This is a genomic window from Streptomyces sp. NPDC049915, from assembly GCF_040656475.1.
GTDB lineage: Bacteria > Actinomycetota > Actinomycetes > Streptomycetales > Streptomycetaceae > Streptomyces.
In genome coordinates this window covers 250,642-276,675 of the sequence record NZ_JBFAMH010000002.1, presented here as the reverse complement: position 1 = coordinate 276,675, position 26,034 = coordinate 250,642, and the positions used below count along the sequence as shown (strand labels likewise).

General features: G+C 70.5%; 26 protein-coding genes and 1 tRNA gene. 26 read left to right on the top strand and 1 reads right to left on the bottom strand.

Annotated features, from left to right (window positions below; genetic code table 11):
- Positions 1 to 162 precede the first annotated feature (162 nt).
- The 12 genes from AB0J12_RS03675 to AB0J12_RS03620 all read left to right on the top strand — a co-directional run bounded on the left by AB0J12_RS03675 (position 163) and on the right by AB0J12_RS03620 (position 9,171).
- Complete coding sequence (locus AB0J12_RS03675; RefSeq protein ID WP_363262522.1) at positions 163 to 1,014, top strand: sigma-70 family RNA polymerase sigma factor; 852 nt, start codon at positions 163 to 165, stop codon at positions 1,012 to 1,014.
- A complete protein-coding gene (locus AB0J12_RS03670) occupies positions 1,011 to 1,832 on the top strand; it encodes an integrase (RefSeq protein WP_363262521.1) in 822 nt (273 codons plus the stop codon). The genes AB0J12_RS03675 and AB0J12_RS03670 overlap by 4 nt, the downstream gene beginning before the upstream one ends.
- 177 nt (positions 1,833 to 2,009) lie before the next feature.
- Positions 2,010 to 2,357 (top strand): hypothetical protein, encoded by a 348-nt coding sequence (locus tag AB0J12_RS03665; protein WP_363262520.1) that lies wholly within the window; start codon positions 2,010 to 2,012, stop codon positions 2,355 to 2,357.
- A gap of 5 nt (positions 2,358 to 2,362) precedes the next feature.
- The gene (locus tag AB0J12_RS03660) at positions 2,363 to 3,733 is read left to right on the top strand and encodes an FtsK/SpoIIIE domain-containing protein (RefSeq protein ID WP_363262519.1); all 1,371 of its coding nucleotides are present in this window, start codon (positions 2,363 to 2,365) and stop codon (positions 3,731 to 3,733) included.
- A gap of 88 nt (positions 3,734 to 3,821) precedes the next feature.
- On the top strand, positions 3,822 to 4,502 hold the full coding sequence (locus tag AB0J12_RS03655) for a DUF2637 domain-containing protein (RefSeq protein ID WP_363262518.1): 681 nt from the start codon (positions 3,822 to 3,824) through the stop codon (positions 4,500 to 4,502).
- A gap of 15 nt (positions 4,503 to 4,517) precedes the next feature.
- Complete coding sequence (locus tag AB0J12_RS03650; protein ID WP_363262517.1) at positions 4,518 to 4,697, top strand: mobile element transfer protein; 180 nt, start codon at positions 4,518 to 4,520, stop codon at positions 4,695 to 4,697.
- Between the two features lie 16 nt (positions 4,698 to 4,713).
- A complete protein-coding gene (locus tag AB0J12_RS03645; protein WP_363262516.1) occupies positions 4,714 to 4,869 on the top strand; it encodes a hypothetical protein in 156 nt (51 codons plus the stop codon).
- Positions 4,870 to 4,892: 23 nt separating this feature from the next.
- Positions 4,893 to 5,198 carry a SpdD protein gene (locus AB0J12_RS03640; RefSeq protein ID WP_363262743.1) on the top strand — a complete coding sequence of 102 codons (306 nt, stop codon included), beginning with the start codon at positions 4,893 to 4,895 and terminating at the stop codon, positions 5,196 to 5,198.
- Positions 5,195 to 6,571 (top strand): replication initiator protein RepSA, encoded by a 1,377-nt coding sequence (gene repSA, locus AB0J12_RS03635; RefSeq protein ID WP_363262515.1) that lies wholly within the window; start codon positions 5,195 to 5,197, stop codon positions 6,569 to 6,571. The genes AB0J12_RS03640 and repSA overlap by 4 nt, the downstream gene beginning before the upstream one ends.
- A gap of 16 nt (positions 6,572 to 6,587) precedes the next feature.
- Complete coding sequence (locus AB0J12_RS03630; RefSeq protein ID WP_363262742.1) at positions 6,588 to 6,758, top strand: excisionase; 171 nt, start codon at positions 6,588 to 6,590, stop codon at positions 6,756 to 6,758.
- Positions 6,755 to 8,128 carry a site-specific integrase gene (locus tag AB0J12_RS03625; protein WP_363262514.1) on the top strand — a complete coding sequence of 458 codons (1,374 nt, stop codon included), beginning with the start codon at positions 6,755 to 6,757 and terminating at the stop codon, positions 8,126 to 8,128. Before AB0J12_RS03630 ends, AB0J12_RS03625 begins: the two co-directional genes overlap by 4 nt.
- 188 nt (positions 8,129 to 8,316) lie before the next feature.
- Positions 8,317 to 9,171 (top strand): nuclease-related domain-containing protein, encoded by an 855-nt coding sequence (locus AB0J12_RS03620; protein WP_363262513.1) that lies wholly within the window; start codon positions 8,317 to 8,319, stop codon positions 9,169 to 9,171.
- 275 nt (positions 9,172 to 9,446) lie between these two features.
- Here AB0J12_RS03620 and AB0J12_RS03615 read toward each other — a convergent pair.
- Positions 9,447 to 9,518 (bottom strand) — tRNA-Arg (locus AB0J12_RS03615).
- Between the two features lie 136 nt (positions 9,519 to 9,654).
- Here AB0J12_RS03615 and AB0J12_RS03610 point away from each other — a divergent pair.
- The 14 genes from AB0J12_RS03610 (at position 9,655) to glyA (ending at position 25,949) form a co-directional block, all read left to right on the top strand.
- The gene (locus tag AB0J12_RS03610) at positions 9,655 to 10,245 is read left to right on the top strand and encodes a response regulator (RefSeq protein ID WP_363262512.1); all 591 of its coding nucleotides are present in this window, start codon (positions 9,655 to 9,657) and stop codon (positions 10,243 to 10,245) included.
- Between the two features lie 136 nt (positions 10,246 to 10,381).
- Positions 10,382 to 11,545, top strand: a complete 1,164-nt coding sequence (nrtL, locus tag AB0J12_RS03605; RefSeq protein WP_363262510.1) for an ArgS-related anticodon-binding protein NrtL — start codon at positions 10,382 to 10,384, stop codon at positions 11,543 to 11,545.
- A 19-nt stretch (positions 11,546 to 11,564) separates the two neighbouring features.
- A complete protein-coding gene (gene lysA, locus AB0J12_RS03600) occupies positions 11,565 to 12,956 on the top strand; it encodes a diaminopimelate decarboxylase (protein WP_363262509.1) in 1,392 nt (463 codons plus the stop codon).
- A 157-nt stretch (positions 12,957 to 13,113) separates the two neighbouring features.
- Positions 13,114 to 14,403 carry a homoserine dehydrogenase gene (locus tag AB0J12_RS03595; protein WP_363262741.1) on the top strand — a complete coding sequence of 430 codons (1,290 nt, stop codon included), beginning with the start codon at positions 13,114 to 13,116 and terminating at the stop codon, positions 14,401 to 14,403.
- Positions 14,404 to 14,409: 6 nt separating this feature from the next.
- Entirely contained in the window at positions 14,410 to 15,468 is a 1,059-nt protein-coding gene (gene thrC / locus AB0J12_RS03590) for a threonine synthase (RefSeq protein WP_363262508.1), read from the top strand.
- 339 nt (positions 15,469 to 15,807) lie between these two features.
- Positions 15,808 to 16,725, top strand: a complete 918-nt coding sequence (gene thrB, locus AB0J12_RS03585) for a homoserine kinase (protein WP_363262507.1) — start codon at positions 15,808 to 15,810, stop codon at positions 16,723 to 16,725.
- A gap of 402 nt (positions 16,726 to 17,127) precedes the next feature.
- Positions 17,128 to 19,140: a transcription termination factor Rho gene (gene rho / locus AB0J12_RS03580; RefSeq protein WP_363262505.1), complete on the top strand. Its 2,013-nt coding sequence runs from the start codon at positions 17,128 to 17,130 to the stop codon at positions 19,138 to 19,140.
- A 342-nt stretch (positions 19,141 to 19,482) separates the two neighbouring features.
- Positions 19,483 to 20,622, top strand: a complete 1,140-nt coding sequence (locus tag AB0J12_RS03575) for an LCP family protein (RefSeq protein WP_363262504.1) — start codon at positions 19,483 to 19,485, stop codon at positions 20,620 to 20,622.
- Between the two features lie 199 nt (positions 20,623 to 20,821).
- Complete coding sequence (rpmE, locus tag AB0J12_RS03570; RefSeq protein WP_363262503.1) at positions 20,822 to 21,043, top strand: 50S ribosomal protein L31; 222 nt, start codon at positions 20,822 to 20,824, stop codon at positions 21,041 to 21,043.
- A 111-nt stretch (positions 21,044 to 21,154) separates the two neighbouring features.
- A complete protein-coding gene (gene prfA / locus AB0J12_RS03565) occupies positions 21,155 to 22,222 on the top strand; it encodes a peptide chain release factor 1 (protein WP_363262502.1) in 1,068 nt (355 codons plus the stop codon).
- 30 nt (positions 22,223 to 22,252) lie between these two features.
- The gene (gene prmC, locus AB0J12_RS03560; protein WP_363262501.1) at positions 22,253 to 23,098 is read left to right on the top strand and encodes a peptide chain release factor N(5)-glutamine methyltransferase; all 846 of its coding nucleotides are present in this window, start codon (positions 22,253 to 22,255) and stop codon (positions 23,096 to 23,098) included.
- A gap of 52 nt (positions 23,099 to 23,150) precedes the next feature.
- Entirely contained in the window at positions 23,151 to 23,798 is a 648-nt protein-coding gene (locus tag AB0J12_RS03555) for an L-threonylcarbamoyladenylate synthase (protein ID WP_363262500.1), read from the top strand.
- Positions 23,795 to 24,475 carry a protein-tyrosine-phosphatase gene (locus tag AB0J12_RS03550; RefSeq protein WP_363262499.1) on the top strand — a complete coding sequence of 227 codons (681 nt, stop codon included), beginning with the start codon at positions 23,795 to 23,797 and terminating at the stop codon, positions 24,473 to 24,475. Before AB0J12_RS03555 ends, AB0J12_RS03550 begins: the two co-directional genes overlap by 4 nt.
- 229 nt (positions 24,476 to 24,704) lie before the next feature.
- Positions 24,705 to 25,949 (top strand): serine hydroxymethyltransferase, encoded by a 1,245-nt coding sequence (gene glyA, locus AB0J12_RS03545; protein ID WP_363262498.1) that lies wholly within the window; start codon positions 24,705 to 24,707, stop codon positions 25,947 to 25,949.
- The last annotated feature ends 85 nt before the right edge of the window (positions 25,950 to 26,034 follow it).

Below are 26,034 nucleotides of genomic sequence, written 5' to 3'. Positions count from 1 at the left end.
GAGGACGGGTCGGGCCTGCCTGCTGGGTGGGGGAAGGTGAGCCCCAAGGGTGTGCCTCGGCGGCGGGCTGCGTTCTACGTGATCGGGGTGAGATCGGGACGGCGCCTCGCGCCCGTTTTGTCTAGGGCCCTAGACTCCTGGGTAGTGCTAGGAGGTGAAGTCATGTCGGACGAGTTGCAGCGCATCATGGCCATCCAAGACCCGTACCTGCTACTCCGCGAGGTCACGACCCGTTTGGCCAACGCTCAACAGGAGGTGACTGAACTCGCCCGGCTTCGTCGCCGAGTGGTTCAGGACCTCCACGCGCAGGGCCTTTCGTACGCGCAGATCGCCACGAAAGCTGGTCTGAGCCGCGGGCGTATCCATCAGATCCGCCACACTGGGCCGGCGCCGGAAGGGGCCCTCCTCGGGCGCGGGGCGGTCGTCATTGCGACCCCCCTGCGGCGGGACGACGAGCGCGGGCGCACGGTCGTTGCCGTGGACGACGTCAGTTCCGGCAAGCGGCTCGAAGACCTCGCGCGGTCGTACGGTCTTGACGTCACGTCCGAGCACGTGCCGGTGAGCGGTGACATCGACCTCAACCGTGACGGCCTGGTCGTCGTCTGCGGTCCGCGCATGTCCCAGCAGATGTGGGACACGTATGCCCAAGACCCCGTACTGAACTGGGAACAGGCAGAAGACGGCCCCTGGACCATCGCCGACCGTCGAACCGGCGAGGTGTACCGGTCCGGACAGGACAGTGATCCTGTTCGTTCGTACGACGTCGGCTACGTCGGCAAGCTGCCTCGGCCGGACGGCAAGGGATCGCTCCTCGCGATCGCCGGTATTCACACGCAAGGTTCCCTCGGCGTCGTGCAGCTGCTCGCCTCCGACCTGAACACTCTCTGGGGGCAGGTGGGTGAGCACCGGTTCTCCACCCTTGTCGGCGTCGAGTACGACCCGGAGACCAGCGAACCGCAGTCCGTTGAACTGCTCACCCCCCTCTACCGGCACGACGAGGAGTCGGCCGCGTGAGGGTCGCCCTCGCGTCCCTACCCGCGCAACCGGGCCGGGAAAACGAGGACTTCGCCGCCACTGCTTCTGGGGCTGCCGTGCTCCTTGACGGCGCGGGTGTGGCCGGAGCGGAAACCGGCTGCTCGCACGGTGTCGCTTGGTTCTCCTCGAGCTTGGGCGGTCTGCTGCTCGGTGCCATCACCGCGCACGCTGCCCGGCCCCTGTCTGAGTGTCTGGCCGACTCGATCCGGGCTGTTCGGTCGCTGCATCAGGGCACTTGCGACTTGGTCCATCGGGCCAGCCCTACCAGCACAGTCGTAGCCGTACGTGCCTGCGGTGACGCCCTTGAATACCTCGTCCTCGGCGACTCCTCCCTCCTGCTGGCTGGCAAGGGGGGGGAACCAACCGTCGTCACTGATCGGCGCCTGGACGAGGTGGGCAAGCGGCTGCGTGGTCCGGTCGACGCATTGCCCACCGGCTCCTCCGAACACGCCGTCGCCCTGGCCGAGTACCGCGACGCCCTCACGGAGCTCCGGAACCGGCCTGGCGGCTTCTGGATCGCTGGGCCCGACCCGCGAGCGGCCGAGCATTCCCTGACCGGGGCAGTGCCGCTCGCCTCCCTGGCCTCCGTGACGCTGCTCAGCGACGGGGCTACCCGGCTCGTCGACCGCTTCGAACTCACCACATGGCAAGAGACCTTGGCGGTCGTCGACTCCTCCGGGCCGGCCGAGTTGGTCCGCCAGGTGCGTGAAGCCGAGGCTGGAGACATCGAGGGGCGACGGTGGCCGCGCGGTAAGGCGCACGATGACGCCACCGTCCTTCACTGGGCGATGCCGTAGCTCCGTCCCTCACTCGAGAACGCGCCCGTATACCCCCCTAGACAGTTGACGGTCCGTCGGTCTACTGTTGTCGTCAACCCCCCTAGACAGTTAGGGCGGGCCACCTCTCTGCTGTCTAGGGGGGTATCCAATCGAAGCGGTGCCCGGTGGTGCACTGCCAACCAGTGAGGTTCAGAAATGCGTGTCATTCCCGTCGACGTCTCCTCCGCAACGCTGCTCGTGACCAAGCTGCCGGAGGTCAAGGTCAAGGACCGGCAGACCGGTGAGGTTGCCCTGGACCCGACGACGAACCAGCGGCTCATGGTCCTGGAGCTGGTGTTCATCGCGCAGGGCGGCTCGGACATGATCAAGGTCACCGTCCCCGAGGCGGGTATCGGTGAGGGCCTGGTACAGGGTGCGCCGGTCATCCTGTCCGGACTCGTCGCCCGCCCCTGGGAGAGCGAGTTCGGCGGGCGGATGCGCCACGGCATCGCCTACCGGGCCGACGCCGTCATGGTCAACGCCCCCGCGCCGGTGAAGGGCTGACGGCCATGTCCGACACCCCGTGGGTCCTGACGCTGTGCCTGGTGGGGGTCGTCGCGCTGCTAGTGCTGCGTCGGCGTATGCCGGTCGCGTTCTGGTGGCTCGTGGGATACCCGCTAGTCGCGCTGCGGGTGGTCACCACCTACCGGGCCACCATGGACGCCTGCGGCCTGACGGTCCCGGCTTCCGCCGTCCGCCGGGCCACGGCCCGCCTGGTTGGCAGGGAGGCGGCCCCCGTGCCCCCGCGTCGGTCGTTTCCGCTGCCGACCGGGTCCGGGCTGGTGATGCGGCTGCGGATGGCGACCGGCCAGGCTCCCGAGGACTTCATGGCCTCGGCCGATCGGCTGCGGCACGCCTGGGCGGCTCACGCGGTGCACATCCGCCCCACCAAGCCGGGATGGCTGGAACTCCGGCTGATCGGCTGGGACGTGCTAAACGACGTACGGAGTGCGCTGCGCCAGCGAAAGGGTGGGGGCCTGCTCACCCTGCCGTTGGCGCTGCGGGAAGACGGACGGTGGCACGTACGGGACTTCCGCACCGTGCCGCACGAACTCATCCTCGGCGCCACGCAGTCCGGCAAGTCTGTCTTCCTGCGCAACCTGGTCTGCGGGCTCGCCCGGCAACCGGTCGTGCTGGTCGGTATCGACTGCAAGTGGGGTGTGGAACTGGCGCCGTTCGCTCCGCGTCTGTCGGCCCTCGCCGATACCCCGGACCGTGCGAACGACTTGCTGGACGCGCTGCTCGACGAGATGGAGGCCCGGTTCCGGCTCATCGGACTAAGCTCCGTGGCCGGTCCCGATGCGGTCCTCACCTCGGACGTGTGGGGCCTGCCCGAGAAGGTACGGCCGGTGCCGGTCGTGGTCGTCGTCGACGAGGTCGCGGAACTCTTCCTCGCCGCGAACCGGGACGACGAGAAGCGGCGTGACGCCATGGTCACCAAGCTCATCCGCATCGCCCAGCTTGGCCGCGCGGCCGGCATCTACCTCGAAGTCTGCGGACAGCGCTTCGGCTCCGAACTCGGCAAGGGCGCCACCATGCTCCGAGCCCAGCTCACCGGCCGTGTCTGCCACCGCGTGAACGACGAGTCGTCGGCGAACATGGCGCTCGCCGACATCTCGCCCGAGGCGGCCCTAGCCGCCACCGCGATCCCCGCCGAGCGCCCCGGCGTCGCCATCGTCGGTGACTCCTCCGGCGGTTGGTCCCGCATCCGGTCCCCGCACCTCAGCCTCGACGAAGCGGCGGCCGTCTGCCGCGCCACCTCCGCCCTCGTGCCCGAGCTGCCCCGCCTCGACGCCTTCCGGCCCACCGTCGCCGCCGAGTCCGCCGGAACGACGGCCCCCGTCACCCCCGTGCCCACCGCGCGCCCGGTGACCGAGTAAGCCTCCCTCCCTTCCCCACGGTCGGCGTGACCGCCTCGCGCCAGGTCCCTACCCCTCCCATGCCTCGAAACGGAAGGAAAACGAGCCGATGCGTGCCCACCTCGCCCGCGTGGACGCCGTGATCGTGCAAGCCGTCATCGCGGGCGCCCTGTCCTTCGCCCACCTGCACGACCTCGCCGAAGCGGCAGGACAGGGCGGCTGGAAGGCATGGGCCTACCCGGTCAGCGTCGACCTCCTGCTGGTCGCCGCCTGGCGTCGCATGCGGGCCCACCAGCGTGCCGGACAACCGGCCGGGGGAGCGCGGCTGTGGTTCCTGATCGCCCTGGCTGCGTCCCTCGGCGCCAACGTCGCCACGGCCGGTCTCCTCGACCTGGACCACGTTCCCGCCTCGCTGCGGGTCGTGGTGGCCGGGTGGCCGGCCGTCGCTTTCTTCGGCGGAACGCTCCTGGCGCACGAGCCACGAGCATCCGAGGAAGCTCCGGTTCTCGTCTCCCCGGAGCGGGACGCCGAGACGCCTTCGGCTCCGCCGGTCGACGACTCTCCTCGTGACGCGCTCCAGGCCTCGCCGCCGGATGCCGCCTCCGACCCGGGCGCCACCCCGGCTCCCACGCCTCCGGCTGTCGCCTTGCCGCCCGCGCTCGTCGACCGTCTTCAGGCCCTCGCCGAGGAACACCGCGCCGCCACCGGCCAACCGGCCGACCCCGACGCCGTACGCGCCCGGCTCGGCCTGCCCGCGTCCATGACGGCCTCCGTCGCCGCTCACCTCTGAGAAAGGACCGCCCCAGTGAACCCGCGCTTCCGCAACGTCCGCCGCTTCGGTCCCGTGCAGGTCGCCTCGTTCCTCGCCCGAGGCCGCAATCGCCACCTCGCCGCCTGCACCGCGCCCCGCTGCGACTTCTCCGCCGAGTACGACAGCCGTGCCGCCGCCGAACTCGCCGCCCGTGCCCACCGCTGCAAGGCCTGAGAAGGAGACCACCGCCATGGACGTCCCGCTTTGGTTCGCCGTGCTCGTCGTCGCCGTCCTCGGCATCCAGCTCGCCCGCCCGCCGTGGTGGCTGGTCGCCCTGCTGCTTCTCGGCGGCTACCTCGTCGCCAACAGCGTCCTCGCCCCCGCCGTCGCCACGCTCCTCGAGTGACCGCCTCAGAAGGGACCACCGACGTGTTCACCCCGAAGTACCCGCCCCGGGACACCGCCCCCGCCCCCACGCCGACGGTGCCGACCGTCTACCGCCCGGTGCCCTACGCCCCCGCCCGCATCCCGGCTCAGCCCGCCCCGCCGGCCCATCGGCCCTCCGTCCAGCTGACCGCCGGAAGCACCCTCGCCCTGGTCGCCGGTGGTGGCGCCGCGGTCCTGGTCGTGGGCGCGGTCCTGGTCTCCATGCTCCTCGCGGTCGCCGTCACCGCCGCCTCCGTCGCGGTCTGCGCGGTCGTCGTCCGCTCGATCCTCAAGGAGAACAAGAGGTGACCCACTCCGCCGTCACGGCGGGCCTGGACCCGGCCACCCTCGCCGACGTGCTGAGACTGGCCGGGTCCCCCGGCTTCGACCGCGTACAGGACCAGATCCGTCGCACCGGCGGATGCTCCAACCCGATCCACCTGCAAGGATCGACGGTCACCCGCGACCGGGCCACCGGCCGCGTCCTTCACCGCTACAGCACCGATAGCGAACCTGGTGGCCGTCTGCGCATCGCGTGCGGCAACCGCCGCGCCTCCCGCTGCCCGGCCTGCTCCTGGACCTACGCGGGGGACACGTACCACCTCATCCGCGCCGGCCTGGTCGGCGACCCCGCCAAGGGCACCCCGGACACCGTCCGGGATCACCCGCGGGTCTTCGCGACCCTGACCGCGCCGTCGTTCGGCCCTGTCCACAACCGCCCCGGTGACCGGCCCTGCCGCTGCGGGGTCCGCCACGCCGAGGACGCGCCGGAGCTGGGCACACCGCTCGACCAGGACACCTACGACTACGCGGGCGCGGTGCTGTGGAACAACCACGCCTCGGAGCTGTGGCGCTACTTCACGATCTACCTGCGCCGCGAGATCGCCAAGCGGGCGGGGCTTACGCAGAAGGCAGCACACGCGCAGTCCCGCGTCTCCTTCGGCAAGGTCGCCGAGTACCAGAAGCGCGGGGCCGTGCACTTCCACGCCGTAATCCGCTTCGACGGCCCCGAGGGCCCCGACTCGCCGCCCCCAGCCTGGGCCACCCTCGACCTCCTCACCAGCGCGATCAGGGCTGCCGCCGCCCGCGTCGCGGTCGACGTGCCTCCGGCCGGTGACCAACCCGCCCGCACCCTGCGCTGGGGTCAGCAACTCGACGTCCAGCCCATCGGCGCCTTCGGCAACGGCGAGGAGATCACCGAACAGGCCGTGGCCTCCTACGTCGCCAAGTACGCCACCAAGGCGGCCGAGACCACCGGCACCGTAGACCGCCGCATCGGCAACAAAGAGGCCCTGGTCCTCCTGAACGTCCCCGAGCATCCCGCCCGGCTCATCGCAGCCTGCCTCGAGCTGCACCCGTTCTACCCAGACCGCAAACTGCGCGACTGGGCCCACATGCTCGGCTTCCGCGGCCACTTCTCCACCAAGTCCCGCCGCTACTCCACCACCCTCGGCGCACTCCGCCAGACCCGCGCCGACTACCGCGCAGCCCAACAACGCGAAGCCCTCGGCCTGCCCGAGCCGGACGACGAGGAAGCAACCACCCTCACCCTCGCCCACTGGACCTACGCCGGCCACGGCCACACTCCCGGCGAATCCTGGCTGGCCGCCAGCATCCGCCGGGACATCCAGCTCAACCGCGAAACCGCCCGCGAAGAAATTGCCGCCTTGGAAGGAGTCTGACGTGAGAGATGAGCTGATGACCGTCCCGCAGATCCTCGATGAGCTGGGTGGGGTTTCGCGGCGTACGTTCTACCGCTGGCGTGAGCTGGGGATGGGGCCCACGGCCTTCAAGCTGCCCAACGGTGAGCTTCGGGTCTGGCGCAGTGATTTCACCTCGTGGCTCCGGCAGTTGGAGGAGGCAGCGTGAAGTCTCTCGACGTCAAGGTCTGGGGTGTACGCAAGCGGGACACCAAGACGCCTTCGTACGGCGTCCGCTGGTCCGTCGCGGGGAACGTCTTCTCTGACTCGTTCCGTACCAAAGCGCTGGCTGATCACTACCGAGCGAAGCTCATGAGTGCCATGCGGGGCGGCGAAGAGTTTGACACAGAGACTGGTCTTCCAGCCTCGATGGAAGAGAAGAAGTCGCCATTGTCCTGGTACGACTTCGCCCTCAGGTATCTCGCAATGAAGTGGCCGCACGCTGCGCCCAATACGCGAGACGGCATCAACGAATCTCTGACCAGCGTGACCATGGAACTGCTGGCGGAGGGCGCAGGGCGACCGTCCGACGAGGAGATCCGCAAGGCCTTACGCAATTGGGCCTTCGTGCTGCCAGGGCCCTACGACCGGGAAGTCCCGGACAGCGTCCGGAACGTTCTGCACTGGGTGGCGAAGGCTTCCCGGCCGCTTGCAGACCTCGCTGAACCGGCGACGGCCCGCGCGGTGCTCGACGGGCTGAAGCTCAAGCTCGACGGCACCGCGGCAGCTGCCGAGACCGTGCGGCGGAAGCGGCGGACCCTCGTCAACGCTGCGAACTACGCGGTCGACCTCGGGGAGCTGCGAGAGAATCCGATCACGGCGGTTCGCTGGCAGAAGCCCAAGGTCTCGAACCAGGTCGATCCGCGCGTTGTCGCCAACCCGGAACAGGCCCGCAATCTCCTGGCGGCAGTGTCCTACGTCGGCGGCTACCGGCGTGCTCGCGGCCGGCGTCTCGTCGGGCTGTTCGCGGCGATGTACTTCGGTGGCCTCCGGCCCGCTGAGGCGGTCGGCCTGGTCGAGACTGACCTTGTCCTCCCCGAGCACGGATGGGGATCGGCGCTGCTCCACCGGACTCGTCCGTCGGTCGGCAAGCAGTGGACGGACTCGGGGGAGACCCACGACGACCGCGGGCTCAAGAATCGACCGGCTGAGGACGTTCGGCGTGTGCCTATTCCGCCCCAGCTCGTCGCCGTGCTGCGCGAGCACCTGGCCACGTTCGGCACGGCGGAAGACGGGCGGCTCTTCTTCAGCGAGAAGGGCTCGGTCGTCCCGTCCTCGACCTACTACCGCGTATGGCAGGAGGCTCGGCTCCTGGCGCTTCCTCCGGCTGTCGCAGCCTCGCCGCTCGCGAGTAGGCCGTACGACCTTCGGCACTCGGCACTGTCTACGTGGCTCAATGCCGGGGTGGATCCCACCGAGGTTGCCGAGCGCGCCGGCAACAGCGTTGAGGTCCTGCTGACCCGCTACGCGAAGTGCCTCGACGGACGGCAGGATGTCGCCAACCGGCGTATCGAGGACCTGCTCCGCGAGTACGAGTGAGACAACCTGCACCGACACTGAGGCCTCAGGCATGCCGCTTGGGGCCTCCTTCGTTTCGTGCCCTACCTACGCCGATGCATCGTTCGGAAGGGCAAGCTGAGTCGCGCGGCCTGCGCTGCACTCTTGTGGCCTCGTCTCGCTAGCTGCTGGCATGTCGGCAACGGCAATGCCGGAGCACAGGGGGCCTTGTGGAGCTGCACGTCACGCGCTGGAAGCGATACGGGCATGATCGTCTGTACGCCAACCTGCCTGATGGCACCGCGGTTGGTTGGGCGGATGTCCCAACGGGGGGTATCACGGTCTTGCGGGCTGAGTATCGCGACGACGTGATCGCCCTGCTGACAAAGCACTTACAGAACCTCACCGAGCCCGTCCCACCGGGCAAGGCGTCCGAGGTGCCAGCACGTCCAATGCTGCCACCTCTTACGCCTGCCAACGACTTGGCCGTCAACCTCCCTGGGGAGTCCATACGTGATCTGCTCGATGAATCCGGCCCTGGGCTAATGGGGCGAGTCGTCTCACGCCTATTGCGGCGCCCCACTGAGTGGGACTCCTGGCGAAAGGGGTTGGCAGGGGAGCGGCGAGTGGGAGCCGAGCTGAGCCGATTAGAGCGCCACGGCTGGCGCGTCCTGCACTCCATCCCCTTGGCCAACAAGGTGGATATCGATCACTTACTGATCGGGCCTGGCGGAGTGTTCAGCATCAATACGAAGCACCATCACAAGCGGGCCGTATGGGTCGGGGATGATTCCGTGAAAGTCGATCACGGGAAACCGGCGCCCTACGCACGCAAGAGCCGGGCGGAGGCCAAGCGGGTCGCCCGAGTGCTTGAGCGCTATTGCGACTTCACGGTACCGGTGGAGCCGGTGCTCGTCTTCGTCGGTGTCACCGAGCTGAGGGTGGTTGCTACACAGCTCGATGTTCGGGTGTATCAGGAGCGCCAGGTGTCGGCACTCGGTCCGCTCGCAGGCGTTCTCACGGCTGACCAGGTGGAGAAGGTCTACGGCGTTGCTCGCCATCGTCAGGCGTGGACCGAGGCCTGAGTTGGTCGCCGCGGTGAGGTGCCGGCAGTCCTCCTGGGCGGCTGTCGGTAGCCCCTGCGGCGGGACGGTTCCGTGCCGGGCGGGGGCGCCTAGCGTCGGTGCGGGCTTCGCCTTTTCCGGGACCTCACCTGCGGTGATGCTCCAAGATCCCGTCCACGCCTCGTCCACAGACCCCGACATACGCCCGCTCCGGGCCGCATACGCCTGCACATACGCGAAGACCCCGGCCTCAGCGTTTCCGCTGGTGACGGGGTCTTTGGGCACCTCATACAGGGTGCCCCCGGCAGGATTCGAACCTGCGCACACGGCTCCGGAGGCCGTTGCTCTATCCCCTGAGCTACGGGGGCGTGTCGTCCGCTCGGTCGCGGTGACGGGTAGAACACTACCAGCTCCGATGGGGTGGTCATGAACGGGTTTTGGTGGCCGTGTCGATCTTCCGTCGGGCCGGGCGTCAGCTTCGTGGGCCCACATCCCTCGCACGGGGTGGAAGTCACCAAAACCCGGACGCGGTGGCCGGTCCGGACCTACTCTCGAGTTGTGTCTGGCGCGTCGGGCCGGGTCCTTGTGGTGGACGACAACAAGGTCATCCGGCAACTGATCAGGGTCAACCTCGAGCTGGAGGGTCTCGAGGTCGTGACCGCGGCCGATGGTGCCGAGTGTCTGGATGTCGTGCATCAGGTGCAGCCGGATCTTGTGACCCTCGACGTCGTCATGCCCCGGCTGGACGGGCTCCGGACCGTCGCCCGGCTGCGTGCCGACCCCCGTACCCGGGACCTCCCCGTTGCCATCGTCAGCGCCTGTCCGGAGTACGAGGTCGATGCCGGCCTCGGCGCCGGTGTCGACGCGTTCCTCGCCAAGCCCTTCGAGCCGCACGAACTCGTCCGGGTCGTCCGGGAGTTGATCGAGCGCGGACGCGAGAGTGGGCGTGAGGGCGTCCGTGGTGGGGGAGCGGGGGAGCTCGGCTCCGTCGTCTCCGCAGACGCCGATGTCCTGTCCGGAGACACCGACGTCCTGTCCGGCGACATCGAGGGTGATCCGACCGCCGACGACACCACCGAGCACGCCGGTCACTGACCACACCCGAGCGCACGGCCAAGGCAAAGCCTCCGGTCCCACCCGCCTGCCTCAAGGCAAACCCCGCCGTCCCACATCCCGGGACCCCCCGAAACCGGCTCGCCTACCCACCCCCCTCCTCCCCTACGCTTGTCCCGTGACCCCCGCCGAGCTCTCCCGTACCGTGCTGTGCGCGGTGCGTCGTGCTGTCGACGCGGGGGAGCTGAGCGTGAGCGTGCCCGAGCGGGCCGTGGTCACCGTGCCGGGGCCCGGGGGGTGCGGGGACTACGCGACCAACATCGCCCTGCAGCTCGCCCGTCCCGCCGGACGGCCCCCGCGTGACGTCGCCGAGCTCCTCCAAGGTCACCTCGTCCGCGCCGACGGAGTCTCCCGCGTCGAGATCACCGGGCCCGGGTTCCTCAACATCAGCCTCGAGGGGACGAGCAACACGCAGCTCGTCCGGCGGATCCTCGATGAAGGGCTCGCGTACGGGCACACCGACGCCCTCGCCGGGCAGGTCATCGAACTCCGCGTGCCGTACGAGATCCGTGCCGAAGTCGTCGCCGACGCGCTCGCGCGGATCGCCGCCACGCAAGGCGCGCGCGTCGAGATCGGCCACGGCCACCCACAAGACGTGAATCTCCGCCCCCTCCCCGCCCCCGAGGACCCCACCCCCCTCGGCCCCGACGCCGCCCGCTGGGCGCTGCTCCACCCCGCCCCGCACGACCGGCCCCGGATCACCGCCGATCATCTTGTCCAGCGGGAGACCAACCCTCTCTTCCGTGTCCGGTACGCCCACGCCCGCACCCGGGCCCTGCACCGCAACGCCGCCGATCTCGGGTTCGGCCCCGAGCCAGCCGAGCCGGGGGCCGTCGACCGGCCGAACCAAACCGCCGACCGGCACAGCCGCCTCACCGCCGACCGGCGCAGCCCCCTCGCCGTCGACCGGCCGAACGAAACCGTCGACCGGCCGGACCCAACCGCCGACCGGCACACCCACCCCGCCGGCAACCCGCAGAACCAAACCACCGACCGGCCCACCCACCCCCCCGCCGACCCGCACACCCCCCTCCTAGCCGCCCTGGCCGACCACCCCCGGATCCTGCGCGCCGCCGTCACCCACCGCGGCCCCGACCGGCTCGCCCGGCATCTCGTCACCGTCGCCGATGCCACCCTTGCGCTGCTGCCCGGTGTGCTGCCGCGTGGCGAGGAGAAACCCTCGGCCGCCCACCGTGCCCGGCTCGCGCTCGCCGAAGCCGCCGGGACGGTGCTGGCCGGCGGCCTGTCCCTGCTCGGCATCGACGCACCCGACCACCTCTGAGCCAAAAAGAGACCCAGACATGAGCCGTTCCGCACATCCCGCCGGGCCCCGTCACGCCGACGTCCTTCCCGAGGGGCACTACTCCGCCCCGCCCGCCGACCTCAACGCGCTCGACCCCAAGGTGTGGGCCGAGACCGTCGGCCGCGGTGACGACGGCGTGCTCACCGTCGGCGGGATCGATGTGAAGACGCTCGCCGAGACCCACGGCACCCCCGCCTACATCCTCGACGAGAGCGACTTCCGGGCCCGTGCGCGTGCCTGGCGCACCGCCTTCGGGGCCGATGCCGACGTCTTCTACGCGGGCAAGGCGTTCCTGTCCCGGGCCGTCGTGCGCTGGCTGCACGAGGAAGGGCTCAATCTGGACGTGTGCTCCGGCGGCGAGCTGGCCACCGCGCTGTCCGCCGGGATGCCCGCCGGGCGCATCGCCTTCCACGGCAACAACAAGTCGGGCGAGGAGATCCGCCGGGCCGTCACCGCCGGGGTCGGGCGGATCGTGCTCGACTCCTTCCAGGAGATCGTGCGGGTAGCCCACATCGCCCAGGAACTGGGCGTGCGCCAGCGCGTGCAGATCCGCATCACCGTCGGCGTCGAGGCCCACACCCACGAGTTCATCGCCACCGCCCACGAGGACCAGAAGTTCGGGATTCCGCTGGCCGGCGGGCAGGCCGCCGAAGCCGTGCGGCGGGCCCTGCAGCTCGACGGGCTCGAGCTGATCGGGATCCACTCGCACATCGGGTCGCAGATCTTCGACATGTCCGGCTTCGAGGTCGCCGCTCACCGGGTCGTCGGGCTGCTGAAGGACATTCGCGACGAGCACGGGGTCGAGCTGCCCGAGATCGACCTCGGGGGCGGGCTCGGGATCGCGTACACCAGCGACGACGACCCCCGCGAGCCGCACGAGATCGCCAAGGCGCTCACCGAGATCGTCACCCGGGAGTGCGAGGCGGCGCGGCTGCGGACCCCGCGGATCTCCGTGGAGCCCGGGCGGGCCATCGTCGGCCCGACCGCCTTCACGCTGTACGAGGTCGGCACCGTCAAGCCGCTCGACGGGCTGCGCACCTACGTCTCCGTCGACGGCGGCATGTCCGACAACATCCGCACCGCGCTGTACGACGCCGAGTACAGCGTCGCCCTCGTCTCCCGCGCCTCCGACGCCGAGCCGATGCTCGCCCGGGTCGTCGGCAAGCACTGTGAGAGCGGTGACATCGTGGTGCGGGACGCGTTCCTGCCGGCCGACCTGGCGCCGGGCGACCTCATCGCCGTCCCGGCGACCGGGGCGTACTGCCGGTCGATGGCCAGCAACTACAACCATGTGCTCCGCCCGCCGGTCGTCGCCGTGAAGGACGGCGAGGCCCGGGTGATCGTCCGGCGGGAGACGGAGGAGGACCTGCTCCGGCTGGACGTCGGATGACGGACGGGGCAACCCCGGGCGACGGCGGAAGATCTTCCGGCTGCCGCCCCGCCCGAAATGAAATAAACGTCTCACAATTCGGACCAAGGGCAGAAAATCCCGTCCGGTGAGTGAGACTGGTCGAACCGTAGACGGTATGAGGAAACGAGGTCGGATGATGCGTACGCGTCCGCTGAAGGTGGCGCTGCTGGGCTGTGGAGTGGTCGGCTCAGAGGTGGCGCGCATCATGACGACGCACGCCGACGACCTCGCCGCCCGGATCGGTGCCCCGATCGAGCTCGCCGGAGTCGCCGTACGGCGCCCGAGCAAGGTCCGTGAGGGTATCGACCCGGCCCTCGTCACCACCGACGCCACCGCCCTCGTCAAACGCGGGGACATCGACGTCGTGGTCGAGGTCATCGGCGGGATCGAGCCGGCCCGGTCCCTCATCACCACCGCCTTCGAGCACGGCGCCTCCGTCGTCTCCGCCAACAAGGCCCTGCTCGCCCAGGACGGGGCCGCCCTGCACGCCGTCGCCGAGGAGCACGGCCGGGACCTCTACTACGAGGCCGCCGTCGCCGGCGCCATCCCGCTGATCCGGCCGCTGCGCGAGTCCCTCGCCGGCGACAAGGTCAACCGCGTGCTCGGCATCGTCAACGGCACGACCAACTTCATCCTCGACAAGATGGACTCCACGGGCGCCGGTTATCAGGAGGCCCTCGACGAGGCCACCGCCCTCGGGTACGCGGAAGCCGACCCGACCGCCGACGTCGAGGGCTTCGACGCCGCCGCCAAGGCAGCCATCCTCGCCGGGATCGCCTTCCACACGCGCGTGCGCCTCGACGACGTCTACCGCGAGGGCATGACCGAGGTCACCGCCGCCGACTTCGCCTCCGCCCGCGAGATGGGCTGCACCATCAAGCTCCTCGCCATCTGCGAGCGGGCCGCCGACGGACAGTCCGTCACCGCGCGCGTGCACCCCGCGATGATTCCGCTGACCCATCCGCTCGCCTCCGTGCGCGGCGCGTACAACGCCGTGTTCGTCGAGTCCGACGCCGCCGGTCAGCTGATGTTCTACGGCCCCGGCGCGGGCGGTTCGCCGACCGCCTCGGCCGTGCTCGGCGACCTCGTCGCCGTCTGCCGCAACCGGCTCAGCGGGTCCACCGGGCCCGGCGAGTCGGCGTATGCCGCCCTGCCGGTGTCGCCCATGGGCGACGTCGTCACGCGCTACCACATCAGCCTCGACGTGGCGGACAAGCCGGGCGTGCTCGCCCAGGTCGCGACCGTCTTCGCCGAGCACGGGGTGTCGATCGACACCGTGCGCCAGCAGGGCAAGGACGGCGAGGCCTCTCTCGTCGTCGTCACCCACCGCGCGTCCGACGCCGCCCTGAACGGGACCGTCGAGGCGTTGCGCAAGCTCGACACCGTGCGGGGTGTCGCCAGCATCATGCGGGTTGAAGGAGAGTAACCAGCAATGACCCACCAGTGGCGCGGAATCATCGAGGAGTACCGGGACCGGCTGCCGGTATCCGACACCACGCCGGTCGTGACGCTCCGCGAGGGCGGCACGCCGCTCGTGCCCGCGCAGGTGCTCTCCGAGCGCACGGGCTGCGAGGTCCACCTCAAGGTCGAGGGCGCGAACCCGACCGGGTCCTTCAAGGACCGCGGCATGACCATGGCCATCTCCCGGGCGAAGGAGGAGGGGGCGAAGGCGGTCATCTGCGCCTCCACCGGCAACACCTCCGCCTCGGCCGCCGCCTACGCCGTGCGCGCGGGCATGGTGTCCGCCGTGCTCGTGCCGCAGGGCAAGATCGCGCTGGGCAAGATGGGCCAGGCCCTCGTGCACGGCGCGAAGATCCTCCAGGTCGACGGCAACTTCGACGACTGCCTCACGCTGGCTCGCGCGCTGAGCGACAACTACCCGGTGGCGCTGGTCAATTCGGTCAATCCGGTGCGGATCGAGGGGCAGAAGACCGCCGCCTTCGAGATCGTGGACATGCTGGGCGACGCGCCCGACATCCACGTCCTGCCGGTGGGCAACGCGGGCAACATCACCGCGTACTGGAAGGGGTACCGGGAGTACGCCGCCGACGGCATCGCCTCCCGTACGCCCCGTATGTGGGGCTTCCAGGCCTCCGGCAGCGCCCCGATCGTGCGCGGCGAGGTCGTCAAGGACCCGTCGACCATCGCCACCGCCATCCGTATCGGCAACCCGGCCTCCTGGCAGTACGCCCTGGCGGCGCGGGATGAATCGGGCGGTGCCATCGATGAGGTGACGGACCGTGAGATTCTGCGCGCCTACCGGCTGTTGGCGTCGCAGGAGGGCGTGTTCGTGGAGCCCGCCTCCGCGGCCTCCGTCGCCGGTCTGCTCAAGGCCGCCGAGCAGGGCAAGGTGGACCCGGGCCAGAAGATCGTGTGCACCGTCACCGGCAACGGCCTGAAGGACCCCGACTGGGCCGTCGCCGGCGCTCCGCAGCCGGTCACCGTCCCGGTCGACGCCGCCACCGCCGCCGAGCGCCTGGGTCTCGCGTAAGAGCCGAGCCTCTCGGTCTCGCGTAAGAGCCGAGCGCCTCGGCCTCGCGTAAGCAACGCCGCAAGCGCCCGGGCCTCAGCCAGGTCCGGGCGCAGACGGCGACGACCTGGGGAGTTCCCCACGGGCGGGGCACAGGGGGCTCGCGACACGCATCGTGCGCCTCCTGTGCGCCCTATGTCGCCACAGAACCTTCCTTCGATAGGCTGTACTGAACCCGCCCGCCGCATATGCCCTCACCGCATGTGCCGCGGCGCCGCGCGTCTCGTGCGGCCCCGGGGTTCTCGGCACATATCGAGAGTCATTTCGACCATCACGCAGCTCAAGGAGAGTCAACGAGCGATGGCCGGTCCAGCGTTCCGCGCCGCCGCCGTCCGGGTGCGCGTCCCCGCCACCAGCGCCAACCTCGGCCCGGGCTTCGACGCCCTCGGCCTCGCGTTGGGGCTCTACGACGACGTCGTCGTCCGGGTGGCCGACTCCGGGCTGCACATCGACATCGCCGGGGAGGGCAGTGAGACCCTGCCGCGCGACGAGAGCCACCTCCTCGTCCGCTCCCTGCGCACCGCCTTCGATTCCCTGGGCGGCCAGCCGCGCGGCCTGGAGATCGTCTGCGCCAACCGCATCCCGCACGGCCGCGGCCTCGGCTCCTCCTCCGCCGCCATCTGCGCCGGCATCGTCGCCGCCCGGGCCGTGACCATAGGCGGCGAGTCCAAGCTCGACGACGCGGCGCTGCTGGAGCTGGCCACCGAGATCGAGGGCCACCCCGACAACGTCGCGGCCTGCCTGCTCGGCGGGTTCACTCTGTCCTGGATGGAGAACGGCGCCGCCCGGGCGATCAGGATGGACCCCGCCGATTCCGTCGTTCCGGTGGTTTTCGTGCCCGGAAAGCCGGTACTGACGGAGACCGCCCGCGGTCTGCTCCCGCGCACCGTTCCGCATGTCGACGCCGCCACCAACGCCGGCCGTGCCGCCCTGCTCGTCGAGGCCCTCACCCGGCGCCCCGAACTGCTGCTGCCGGCCACCGAGGACCGGCTGCACCAGGAGTACCGCGCCCCCGCCATGCCGGAGAGCGCGGCATTGGTGGAGCGGCTGCGCGCCGACGGCATTCCGGCGGTCATCTCCGGCGCCGGACCCACCGTCATGGCGCTCTCCGACGCGGCCGGTGCCGACAAGGTGGAAGCCCTGGCGGGCGCGGACTGGGCGGCCAACCGGCTGAGCCTGGACCTGCAGGGTGCGAGCGTGCTGCCGCTCGGGACCTGACACACGCTTGCCGGATTAAGAGAGGGGGAATGTTTGTTGGATCCGGTAGTGTTAATCTCAAGTCTGCACCCGACCCCACCATGGCGAGGTGCCTCGTGTCCCCGTCCGGGACAGACATTCTTCCGGGAGCTCCCCACGCCGCACTGTGTTTCGTACGTCGTATCTGGGCAGTACGGCGTATGCGGGCACTGAGCGGGCCGATGGGCACGCTCCGGAATCGGTGCGACCACGCCACGTGACACCGGGTGCCACGGCTCGAGGTAGCGCCATCACCAGAAATTTCTTCCGCCGCTTTGGCGGACCACCGCCCCGGCTTCGTCCACACAGCAAGGACCGGAGTCGGACAGCACAACCGGTCGCCGAGCCAGACAGGCCGACGTCCGCTCCAGGGAAGGACCCTTCGTGAGCGACACCACCGATCTGATGGGCGCACGTGTCGAGGAGACCGCTGCCGCGCCCGCCACGGACGCCTCCGCGCCTGCCTCCGGTGCCGGCTCCCGGCGGCGCCGCGGTACCGGCCTCGAGGGCATGGTGCTGGCCGAGCTGCAGCAGGTCGCCTCCGGCCTCGGCATCAGGGGCACCGCGCGGATGCGCAAGAGCCAGCTGATCGAGGTCATCAAGGAGGCCCAGGCCTCCGGCAGCGCTCCCAAGGCCGCTGAGCCCGCCACCGAGAGCAAGCCGAAGCGCCGCGCCACCTCCAAGGCCCGCACCGGCGACGCCAGCGCGGACGGCGAGAAGAAGGCGGAGAAGGCCGCGCAGGCCCCCGCCGAGAAGGCCGTGGCCCAGCAGCAGATCGAGATCCCCGGCCAGCCCGCCAGCGACGACGCCCCGAGCGAGCGCCGTCGTCGCCGCGCCACCGCCGAGGCCGGCAGCCCCGAGACGGTCGCCGCCGAGGCCAAGAGCGAGTCGAAGGCCGAGACGCCGGCGCAGCAGCAGCCGCAGGGCGACGCCAAGTCCGACGGCGACGGCGGCGAGGGCCGCCGCCGCGACCGCCGTGAGCGGGGCCGCGACCGTGACGGCCGTGACCGTGACGGTCGCGACGGCCGTGACCGCGGTGACCGCCGCAAGGGCGACGACCAGCAGGGCGGCCAGCGCGGTCAGCAGCAGAACCAGCAGCAGGGCGGCGGCCGCCAGGACCGTCAGGACCGCAACAACGGCCCGCAGGACGACGACGACTTCGAGGGCGGCCGCCGTGGCCGTCGCGGCCGCTACCGTGACCGCCGTGGCCGCCGTGGCCGCGACGACATGGCCACCGAGCCGCAGATCAACGAGGACGACGTCCTGATCCCGGTCGCGGGCATCCTGGACATCCTCGACAACTACGCCTTCATCCGGACCTCCGGCTACCTCCCGGGCCCGAACGACGTGTACGTCTCCCTCGCCCAGGTCCGCAAGAACGGCCTGCGCAAGGGTGACCACATCACCGGCGCGGTCCGCCAGCCGAAGGAGGGCGAGCGCCGCGAGAAGTTCAACGCGCTGGTGCGTCTCGACTCCGTCAACGGCATGGCGCCCGAACACGGCCGTGGCCGCCCGGAGTTCAACAAGCTGACGCCGCTCTACCCGCAGGACCGCCTCCGTCTGGAGACGGACCCGGGCGTGCTGACCACCCGGATCATCGACCTGGTCTCGCCGATCGGCAAGGGCCAGCGCGGTCTGATCGTGGCCCCGCCGAAGACCGGCAAGACCATGATCATGCAGGCGATCGCCAACGCGATCACGCACAACAACCCCGAGTGCCACCTGATGGTCGTCCTCGTCGACGAGCGTCCGGAAGAGGTCACCGACATGCAGCGGTCGGTCAAGGGCGAGGTCATCTCCTCGACCTTCGACCGCCCGGCCGAGGACCACACCACGGTCGCCGAGCTGGCCATCGAGCGCGCCAAGCGCCTCGTCGAGCTGGGTCACGACGTGGTCGTGCTGCTGGACTCCATCACCCGTCTGGGCCGTGCCTACAACCTGGCCGCCCCGGCCTCCGGCCGCATCCTGTCCGGTGGTGTCGACTCCACGGCCCTCTACCCGCCGAAGCGCTTCTTCGGTGCGGCCCGCAACATCGAGGACGGCGGCTCGCTGACCATCCTCGCCACCGCCCTGGTGGACACCGGGTCCCGCATGGACGAGGTGATCTTCGAGGAGTTCAAGGGCACCGGCAACATGGAGCTCAAGCTCGACCGGAAGCTCGCCGACAAGCGCATCTTCCCGGCGGTGGACGTCGACGCGTCCGGCACCCGCAAGGAAGAGATCCTGCTCGGCAACGACGAGCTGGCCGTCGTCTGGAAGCTGCGCCGGGTGCTGCACGCGCTCGACCAGCAGCAGGCGATCGAGCTGCTGCTCGACAAGATGAAGCAGACGAAGTCGAACGGCGAGTTCCTGCTGCAGATCCAGAAGACGACGCCGTCGCCGGGCAACGGCGACTAGTCGCTCCGCTGGGTGAGCCGACGTCCCCAGGCCGTCGGTCGGCTGCGGCTCGTCCGTGGCCTGTAGCGCAGTTCCCCGCGCCCCTTCGGGCGTGAAGGGCCGCCCCTCGTCATGAGGGGCGGCCCTTCGTCTTGCCTGCGATCTGTGCCACAGGTGCGTCTTTGCGCCTGCTCGGTGACCATCGGGGAAACATGCAGGTGAGCGTCGTACGAGACGCTCTGGTCATGACGGAAAGTGACCGTGTTTGTCCGCTGCGGTCACGGGGCGTTGTGCAACCCTTTCCCGAGTTTCCCCGTCTGACCATTCGGGGCGACCATGGATCCCAGACGAGCTGAGGAGCACATGTCCGCCGAGAGCACGCCGGGCCCCGGCATACCCGAGGCGCCCGGAAACAGCAGCGGCCCGGGCCGTCGAGCCAAGGGCCGCCGCCGCAAGCCCCGCGCCAGGCGCAGAGGCGTCCTGATCGCGGCGTGGACCGCGGCGGGCATCGTCGTGCTGGGCGGTACCGGGCTCGGGTACGTCTACTTCAAGCTCAACGGCAACCTCAAGAGCATCGACATCAACCAGATGCTCGGCACGGACCGCCCCCAGAAGGTCGACAACGGTTCGCAGAACATCCTCGTCCTCGGCTCCGACACCCGCTCCGGCAGCAACAAGAAGCTCGGCGGCGGCGCGGACGACGGCAGCGCCCGTTCCGACACGGCGATGATCATCCACGTGTACAAGGGCCACAAGAAGGCCAGTGTGGTCTCCATCCCGCGCGACACCCTCATCGACCGTCCCGCCTGCACCGACACCCAGGGCACCACGCACGACGCCGCGCAGGGCGTGATGTTCAACTCCGCCTACTCCACCGGCGGCGCGCCCTGCGCCGTCAAGACGGTCGAGTCCCTCACCGGCGTCCGGATGGACCACTACCTCGAGGTCGACTTCGCCGGCTTCCAGAAGCTCATCGACGAGCTGGGCGGCGTCCAGATCACCACGACCAAGGACATCGCCGACCACGACAGCCATCTGAACCTCAAGGCCGGCACGCACCGCCTCGACGGTCAGCAGGCGCTCGGCCTGGTCCGCACCCGGCACGGCGTCGGCGACGGCTCCGACCTCGGCCGTATCCAGCTCCAGCAGGCGTTCATCAAGGCCCTGGTCAAGCAGGTCAAGGACATCGGGGTCTTCACCAGCCCGAAGAAGCTCTACGACCTCGCCGACACCTCCACCAAGGCCGTCACCACCGACTCCGGCCTCGGCTCGGTGAACTCCCTGATGTCCTTCGCGGGCGGCCTGAAGGGCATCAGCCCCGCGCACATGACGATGGTCACGATGCCGGTCCGCTACGACCCGAACAACGGCAACCGCGTCCTGGTCGAGAAGACGAAGGCCCGGCTGGTCTGGAACGCATTGAAGAACGACCAGCCGATCCCCAAGTCGGCCACGCAAGGCACAGCCGCAGGCGAGGCGAACGGCGTGGTGAGCGCCCCGTAAGGAGCGCGGGGCTGCATTCGATCTGCGGCTCCGCCGCGTGGGCGCCAGCAACCACGCACGACCCGCACGGAATAGAACAGAGCAACCCCCGGTTTGGGAGGATGGCGCCAGTCCTGGCAGACTGGTACGTCGGCTCCGGTTCACGCCCCCGCACCCCGCGGCAGGCGACCCGGCGCCCTCCCGAAACCTAGGAGACACCTTGAAGCGCGACATCCACCCCGCGTACGTCGAGACGCAGGTCAGCTGCACCTGCGGCGCGTCGTTCACCACCCGCAGCACCATCGACTCGGGCACCGTCCGGGCCGAGGTCTGCTCCGAGTGCCACCCGTTCTACACGGGCAAGCAGAAGATCCTCGACACCGGTGGCCGTGTGGCCCGCTTCGAGGCCCGCTTCGGCAAGGCCGCCGGCTCCAAGAAGTAGCGAGCCCCATTTCGCCGGTCCACGGCCGCACGCCCGCGTGGCGTGCGCGCCGGGACCGGCGTTTTTGGTCGTCCGCCTTCCCCCGTTGTCACGCAGTAGCAGGAGCCCAAGATGTTCGAGGCCGTCGAGGAACTCGTCAGCGAGCACGCCGAGCTGGAGACGAAGCTCGCCGACCCGTCGGTCCACGCCGACCAGGCGAACGCGCGCAAGCTGAACAAGCGCTACGCCGAGCTCACCCCGATCGTCGCCACGTACCGCTCCTGGAAGCAGACCGGCGACGACATCGAGACCGCGCGCGAGTTCGCCGCCGACGACCCCGACTTCATCGCCGAGGTCAAGGAGCTGGAGAAGCAGCGCGAGGAGCTGACGGAGAAGCTGCGCCTCCTCCTCGTCCCCCGCGACCCCAGCGACGACAAGGACGTGCTCCTCGAGATCAAGGCCGGTGCCGGCGGCGACGAGTCCGCCCTGTTCGCCGGGGACCTGCTGCGCATGTACCTGCGCTACGCCGAGCGGGTCGGCTGGAAGACGGAGATCATCGACTCCACCGAGTCCGAGCTGGGCGGATACAAGGACGTCCAGGTCGCCATCAAGACCCGCGGCCAGACCGAGCCCGGCCAGGGCGTGTGGGCCCGCCTGAAGTACGAGGGCGGCGTGCACCGCGTCCAGCGCGTCCCGGCCACCGAGTCCCAGGGCCGTATTCACACCTCCGCGGCCGGCGTGCTCGTCACGCCCGAGGCCGAGGAGGTCGACGTCGAGATCAACCCGAACGACCTGCGCATCGACGTCTACCGCTCCTCCGGCCCCGGCGGCCAGTCGGTGAACACCACCGACTCCGCCGTGCGCATCACGCACCTGCCGACCGGAGTCGTCGCCTCCTGCCAGAACGAGAAGAGCCAGCTGCAGAACAAGGAGCAGGCGATGCGTATCCTGCGCTCCAGGCTGCTCGCGGCGGCGCAGGAGGAAGCGGAGCGGGAGGCCGCCGACGCCCGGCGCAGCCAGGTCCGCACCGTCGACCGCTCGGAGAAGATCCGCACCTACAACTACCCGGAGAACCGCATCTCCGACCACCGCGTCGGCTTCAAGGCGTACAACCTGGACCAGGTCCTGGACGGCGACCTCGACGCGGTGATCCAGGCCTGCGTCGACGCGGACTCGGCCGCGAAGCTCGCCGCAGCGTAAGGCAGTACGAGTAAGTACCGGAGGACTTGCGTGAACCTGCTGCTCGCAGAGGTGGCCCAGGCCACCCAGCGGCTCGCCGACGCGGGCGTGCCCTCGCCGCGCACCGACGCGGAGGAGCTCGCCGCGTTCGTGCACGGCGTCAAGCGCGGCGAGCTGCACTCCGTGAAGGACTCCGACTTCGACGCCCGGTACTGGGAGGTCATCGCCCGCCGTGAGCAGCGCGAGCCGCTGCAGCACATCACCGGCCGGGCCTACTTCCGCTACCTGGAGCTCCAGGTCGGCTCCGGCGTCTTCGTGCCGCGCCCGGAGACCGAGTCCGTGGTCGGCTGGGCCATAGACGCGGTTCGGGCCATGGACGTCGTCGAGCCGTGCATCGTCGACCTGTGCACCGGCTCCGGCGCGATCGCGCTGGCCCTCGCCCAGGAGGTGCCGCGCTCGCGCGTGTACGCCGTCGAGCTGTCCGACGAGGCCCTGCACTGGACGCGCAAGAACGTGGAGGGCTCCCGGGTCGAGCTGCGCCAGGGCGACGCCCTCACCGCCTTCCCGGACCTGGACGGCCAGGTCGACCTGGTCATCTCCAACCCGCCGTACATCCCGCTCACCGAGTGGGAGTACGTCGCCCCCGAGGCCCGCGACTACGACCCGCAGATGGCCCTGTTCTCCGGCGAGGACGGCCTGGACCTGATCCGGGGCCTGGAACGCACCGCGCACCGCCTGCTGCGCCCCGGGGGTCTGGTGGTCGTCGAGCACGCCGACACCCAGGGCGGCCAGGTGCCGTGGATCTTCACCGAGGAGAAGGGCTGGGCCGACGCGGCCGACCACCCCGACCTCAACAACCGCCCCCGCTTCGCCACCGCCCGCAAGGCGCTGCCGTGAGCACCACCCAGTCTTCGACCCCGCAGTACGTGTACGAGGAGGCCCGCTAGTTATGGCTCGGCGATACGACACCAACGACGCGACCGACCGTGTGACGGGTCTGCGCGAGGCCGCGTCCGCCGTCCGCCGCGGCGAACTCGTGGTGCTGCCCACGGACACGGTGTACGGCATCGGCGCCGACGCGTTCTCCAAGGAGGCCGTCGGAGACTTGCTGCAGGCCAAGGGCCGTGGGCGCAACATGCCCAGCCCCGTCCTCATCGGGTCGCCGAACACGCTGCACGGGCTCGTCACGGACTTCTCCGAGCAGGCCTGGGAACTGGTCGACGCGTTCTGGCCGGGCGCGCTCACCCTCGTCGCCCGGCACCAGCCGTCCCTGCAGTGGGACCTGGGGGAGACCCGCGGCACGGTGGCGATCCGCATGCCGCTGCACCCGGTCGCCATCGAGCTGCTCACGGAGTTCGGCCCGATGGCCGTCTCCTCCGCGAACCTCACCGGGCACCCGGCGCCGGAGACCTGCGACGCCGCCCAGCAGATGCTCGGCGACTCCGTCTCCGTCTACCTGGACGGCGGGCCCACCCCCGGCAACATCCCGTCCTCCATCGTGGACGTCACCCGCGAGGTGCCCGTCCTCCTGCGCGAAGGCGCCCTCTCCCCGGAGGAGCTGCGCAAGGTCGTACCCGACCTCGAGGTGGCGAATTGACGGCCCCTGACGCGGGGCGTGGCATAGCCGACGGGGGCTTCAACGCGGAGGAGACCACGACTTTCGGCTTCCCCCGCGACACCTTCCGCATCCTCCACGTCAGCACCGGCAACGTGTGCCGCTCGCCGATCACCGAGCGGCTGACCCGGCATTTCGTCTCCGAGCGGCTCGGCATCCTCGGCGGCCCGATCATCGCGGAGAGCGCGGGCACGTGGGGCCACGAGGGCGCGCCCATGGAGTCCCACGCCGAGACGGTGCTGGCCGACTACGGGGCGGACGCCTCCGGATTCATGGGCCGCGAGCTGCACGACGAGCACGTGATCCGGGCCGACCTGGTCCTGACGGCGACCCGGGACCACCGCGCCCAGGTGATCTCGATGGGGCACTCGGCGGGGCTGCGGACGTTCACGCTGAAGGAGTTCACGCGCCTCGTCCGGGCGATAGACCCCGCGACGCTGCCGCCGCTGGAGGACGGCGTGGTCAACCGCGCCCGGGCGCTGGTGCGGGCGGCGGCGGCTCTACGCGGGTGGCTCCAGGCACCGACGGCGGAGGCGGACGAGGTCTACGACCCGTACGGGGCGCCGCTGGGCTTTTTTCGCAGCGTCGGCGAGGAGATCCACGAGGCGCTGGACCCGGTGGTGACGGCGCTCACGGGCGTGCCGGCGCGGATGCAGTGACCGGCGGGGGTGGGTGCGCTCGCCGGCGCTGATGGGGCGACCCGCCCTGGGGGTGGCTTGGCCGACGGCACTGCAGCCGACCTCAAGGGGCGCGGGGAACCGCGCGACCGGCCACCACGTACCCGCAGACGCACGACGACCCCCGCCTGGCTGTACGCACCGCGCCCCCCACGCCGCCGCGGGCTACCTTGGACGTACGTCACCGTCGACGCCATGCCCGGAGCCCACCATGACGGTCACCCACGCCACCGAAGCCGACGCAGGCATCCTGCGGCGACAGGACCCCGAGCTCGCCGACGTCCTGCTCGCGGAGCGCACCCGGCAGTCGACGACCCTCCAGCTGATCGCCGCCGAGAACTTCACGTCGCCCGCCGTCCTGGCCGCCCTCGGCTCCCCCCTCGCCAACAAGTACGCCGAGGGCTACCCCGGCGCCCGCCACCACGGCGGCTGTGAGATGGCCGACGTCGCCGAGCGCATCGCCATCGACCGCGCGAAGAGCCTCTTCCGCGCCGACCACGCCAACGTGCAGTCCCACTCCGGCTCCTCCGCCGTGCTCGCCGCCTACGCCGCCCTGCTGCGCCCCGGCGACAAGGTGCTGGCCCTGGGCCTGCCCCACGGCGGTCACCTCACGCACGGCTCCCCGGCGAACTTCTCCGGCCGCTGGTTCGACTTCGTCCCCTACGGCGTCGACGCCGAGACCGGCCTCATCGACCACGAACAGGTCCGCACCCTCGCCCGCGCGCACCGCCCGAAGGCGATCGTGTGTGGCTCCATCGCCTACCCGCGCCACCCCGACTACGCCTTCTTCCGCGAGGTCGCCGACGACGTGGGCGCCTACCTCATCGCCGACGCCGCCCACCCCATCGGCCTGGTCGCGGGAGGCGCCGCGCCCAGTCCCGTGCCGTACGCGGACATCGTGTGCGCCACCACGCACAAGGTCCTGCGCGGGCCCCGCGGCGGGATGCTGCTGTGCGGCGAGGAACTGGCCGAACGCGTCGACCGCGCCGTGTTCCCCTTCACCCAGGGCGGCGCCCAGATGCACACCATCGCCGCCAAGGCCGTCGCGTTCGGCGAGGCGGCGACCCCGGCGTTCTCCGCGTACGCCCATCAGGTGGTCTCCAACGCCCGCGTCCTCGCCGGTCACCTGGCCGCCGAGGGACTGGTCGTCACCACGGGCGGCACCGACACCCACCTGATCACCGCCGACCCCGCGCCCCTCGGCGTGGACGGCCGCACCGCCCGAGGCCGGCTCGCCGCGGCCGGGATCGTCATGGACTGCTGTGCGCTTCCCCACGCCCACGACCGCGGCCTGCGCCTGGGCACGGCGGCCGTGACGACGCAGGGCATGGGCGAGGCCGAGATGGTCCGCATCGCCGCCCTGATCGCGGCGGCCCTGCGCGACGGCCCCGACGCCAGGCGGATCCGGGACGACGTACGCGAGCTGGCCGAGGCGTTCCCGCCGTATCCGACGTGACCGCCGTATCCCGCCGGAAGCGGGGTAGGCGCACCCCCGTATCCGGCCCACAGCCCGGCCGCACAGCCGCGCGTGCAACCATCCT

Coding starts and splice junctions, on each gene's coding strand:
- AB0J12_RS03630 (WP_363262742.1), top strand. CDS start 6,588: ATGACCGTCCCGCAGATCCTCGATGAGCTGGGTGGGGTTTCGCGGCGT.
- AB0J12_RS03645 (WP_363262516.1), top strand. CDS start 4,714: ATGGACGTCCCGCTTTGGTTCGCCGTGCTCGTCGTCGCCGTCCTCGGC.
- thrC (WP_363262508.1), top strand. CDS start 14,410: ATGACCCACCAGTGGCGCGGAATCATCGAGGAGTACCGGGACCGGCTG.
- AB0J12_RS03660 (WP_363262519.1), top strand. CDS start 2,363: ATGTCCGACACCCCGTGGGTCCTGACGCTGTGCCTGGTGGGGGTCGTC.
- AB0J12_RS03655 (WP_363262518.1), top strand. CDS start 3,822: ATGCGTGCCCACCTCGCCCGCGTGGACGCCGTGATCGTGCAAGCCGTC.
- AB0J12_RS03675 (WP_363262522.1), top strand. CDS start 163: ATGTCGGACGAGTTGCAGCGCATCATGGCCATCCAAGACCCGTACCTG.
- AB0J12_RS03595 (WP_363262741.1), top strand. CDS start 13,114: ATGCGTACGCGTCCGCTGAAGGTGGCGCTGCTGGGCTGTGGAGTGGTC.
- glyA (WP_363262498.1), top strand. CDS start 24,705: ATGACGGTCACCCACGCCACCGAAGCCGACGCAGGCATCCTGCGGCGA.
- AB0J12_RS03555 (WP_363262500.1), top strand. CDS start 23,151: ATGGCTCGGCGATACGACACCAACGACGCGACCGACCGTGTGACGGGT.
- prfA (WP_363262502.1), top strand. CDS start 21,155: ATGTTCGAGGCCGTCGAGGAACTCGTCAGCGAGCACGCCGAGCTGGAG.
- AB0J12_RS03665 (WP_363262520.1), top strand. CDS start 2,010: ATGCGTGTCATTCCCGTCGACGTCTCCTCCGCAACGCTGCTCGTGACC.
- lysA (WP_363262509.1), top strand. CDS start 11,565: ATGAGCCGTTCCGCACATCCCGCCGGGCCCCGTCACGCCGACGTCCTT.
- AB0J12_RS03575 (WP_363262504.1), top strand. CDS start 19,483: ATGTCCGCCGAGAGCACGCCGGGCCCCGGCATACCCGAGGCGCCCGGA.
- thrB (WP_363262507.1), top strand. CDS start 15,808: ATGGCCGGTCCAGCGTTCCGCGCCGCCGCCGTCCGGGTGCGCGTCCCC.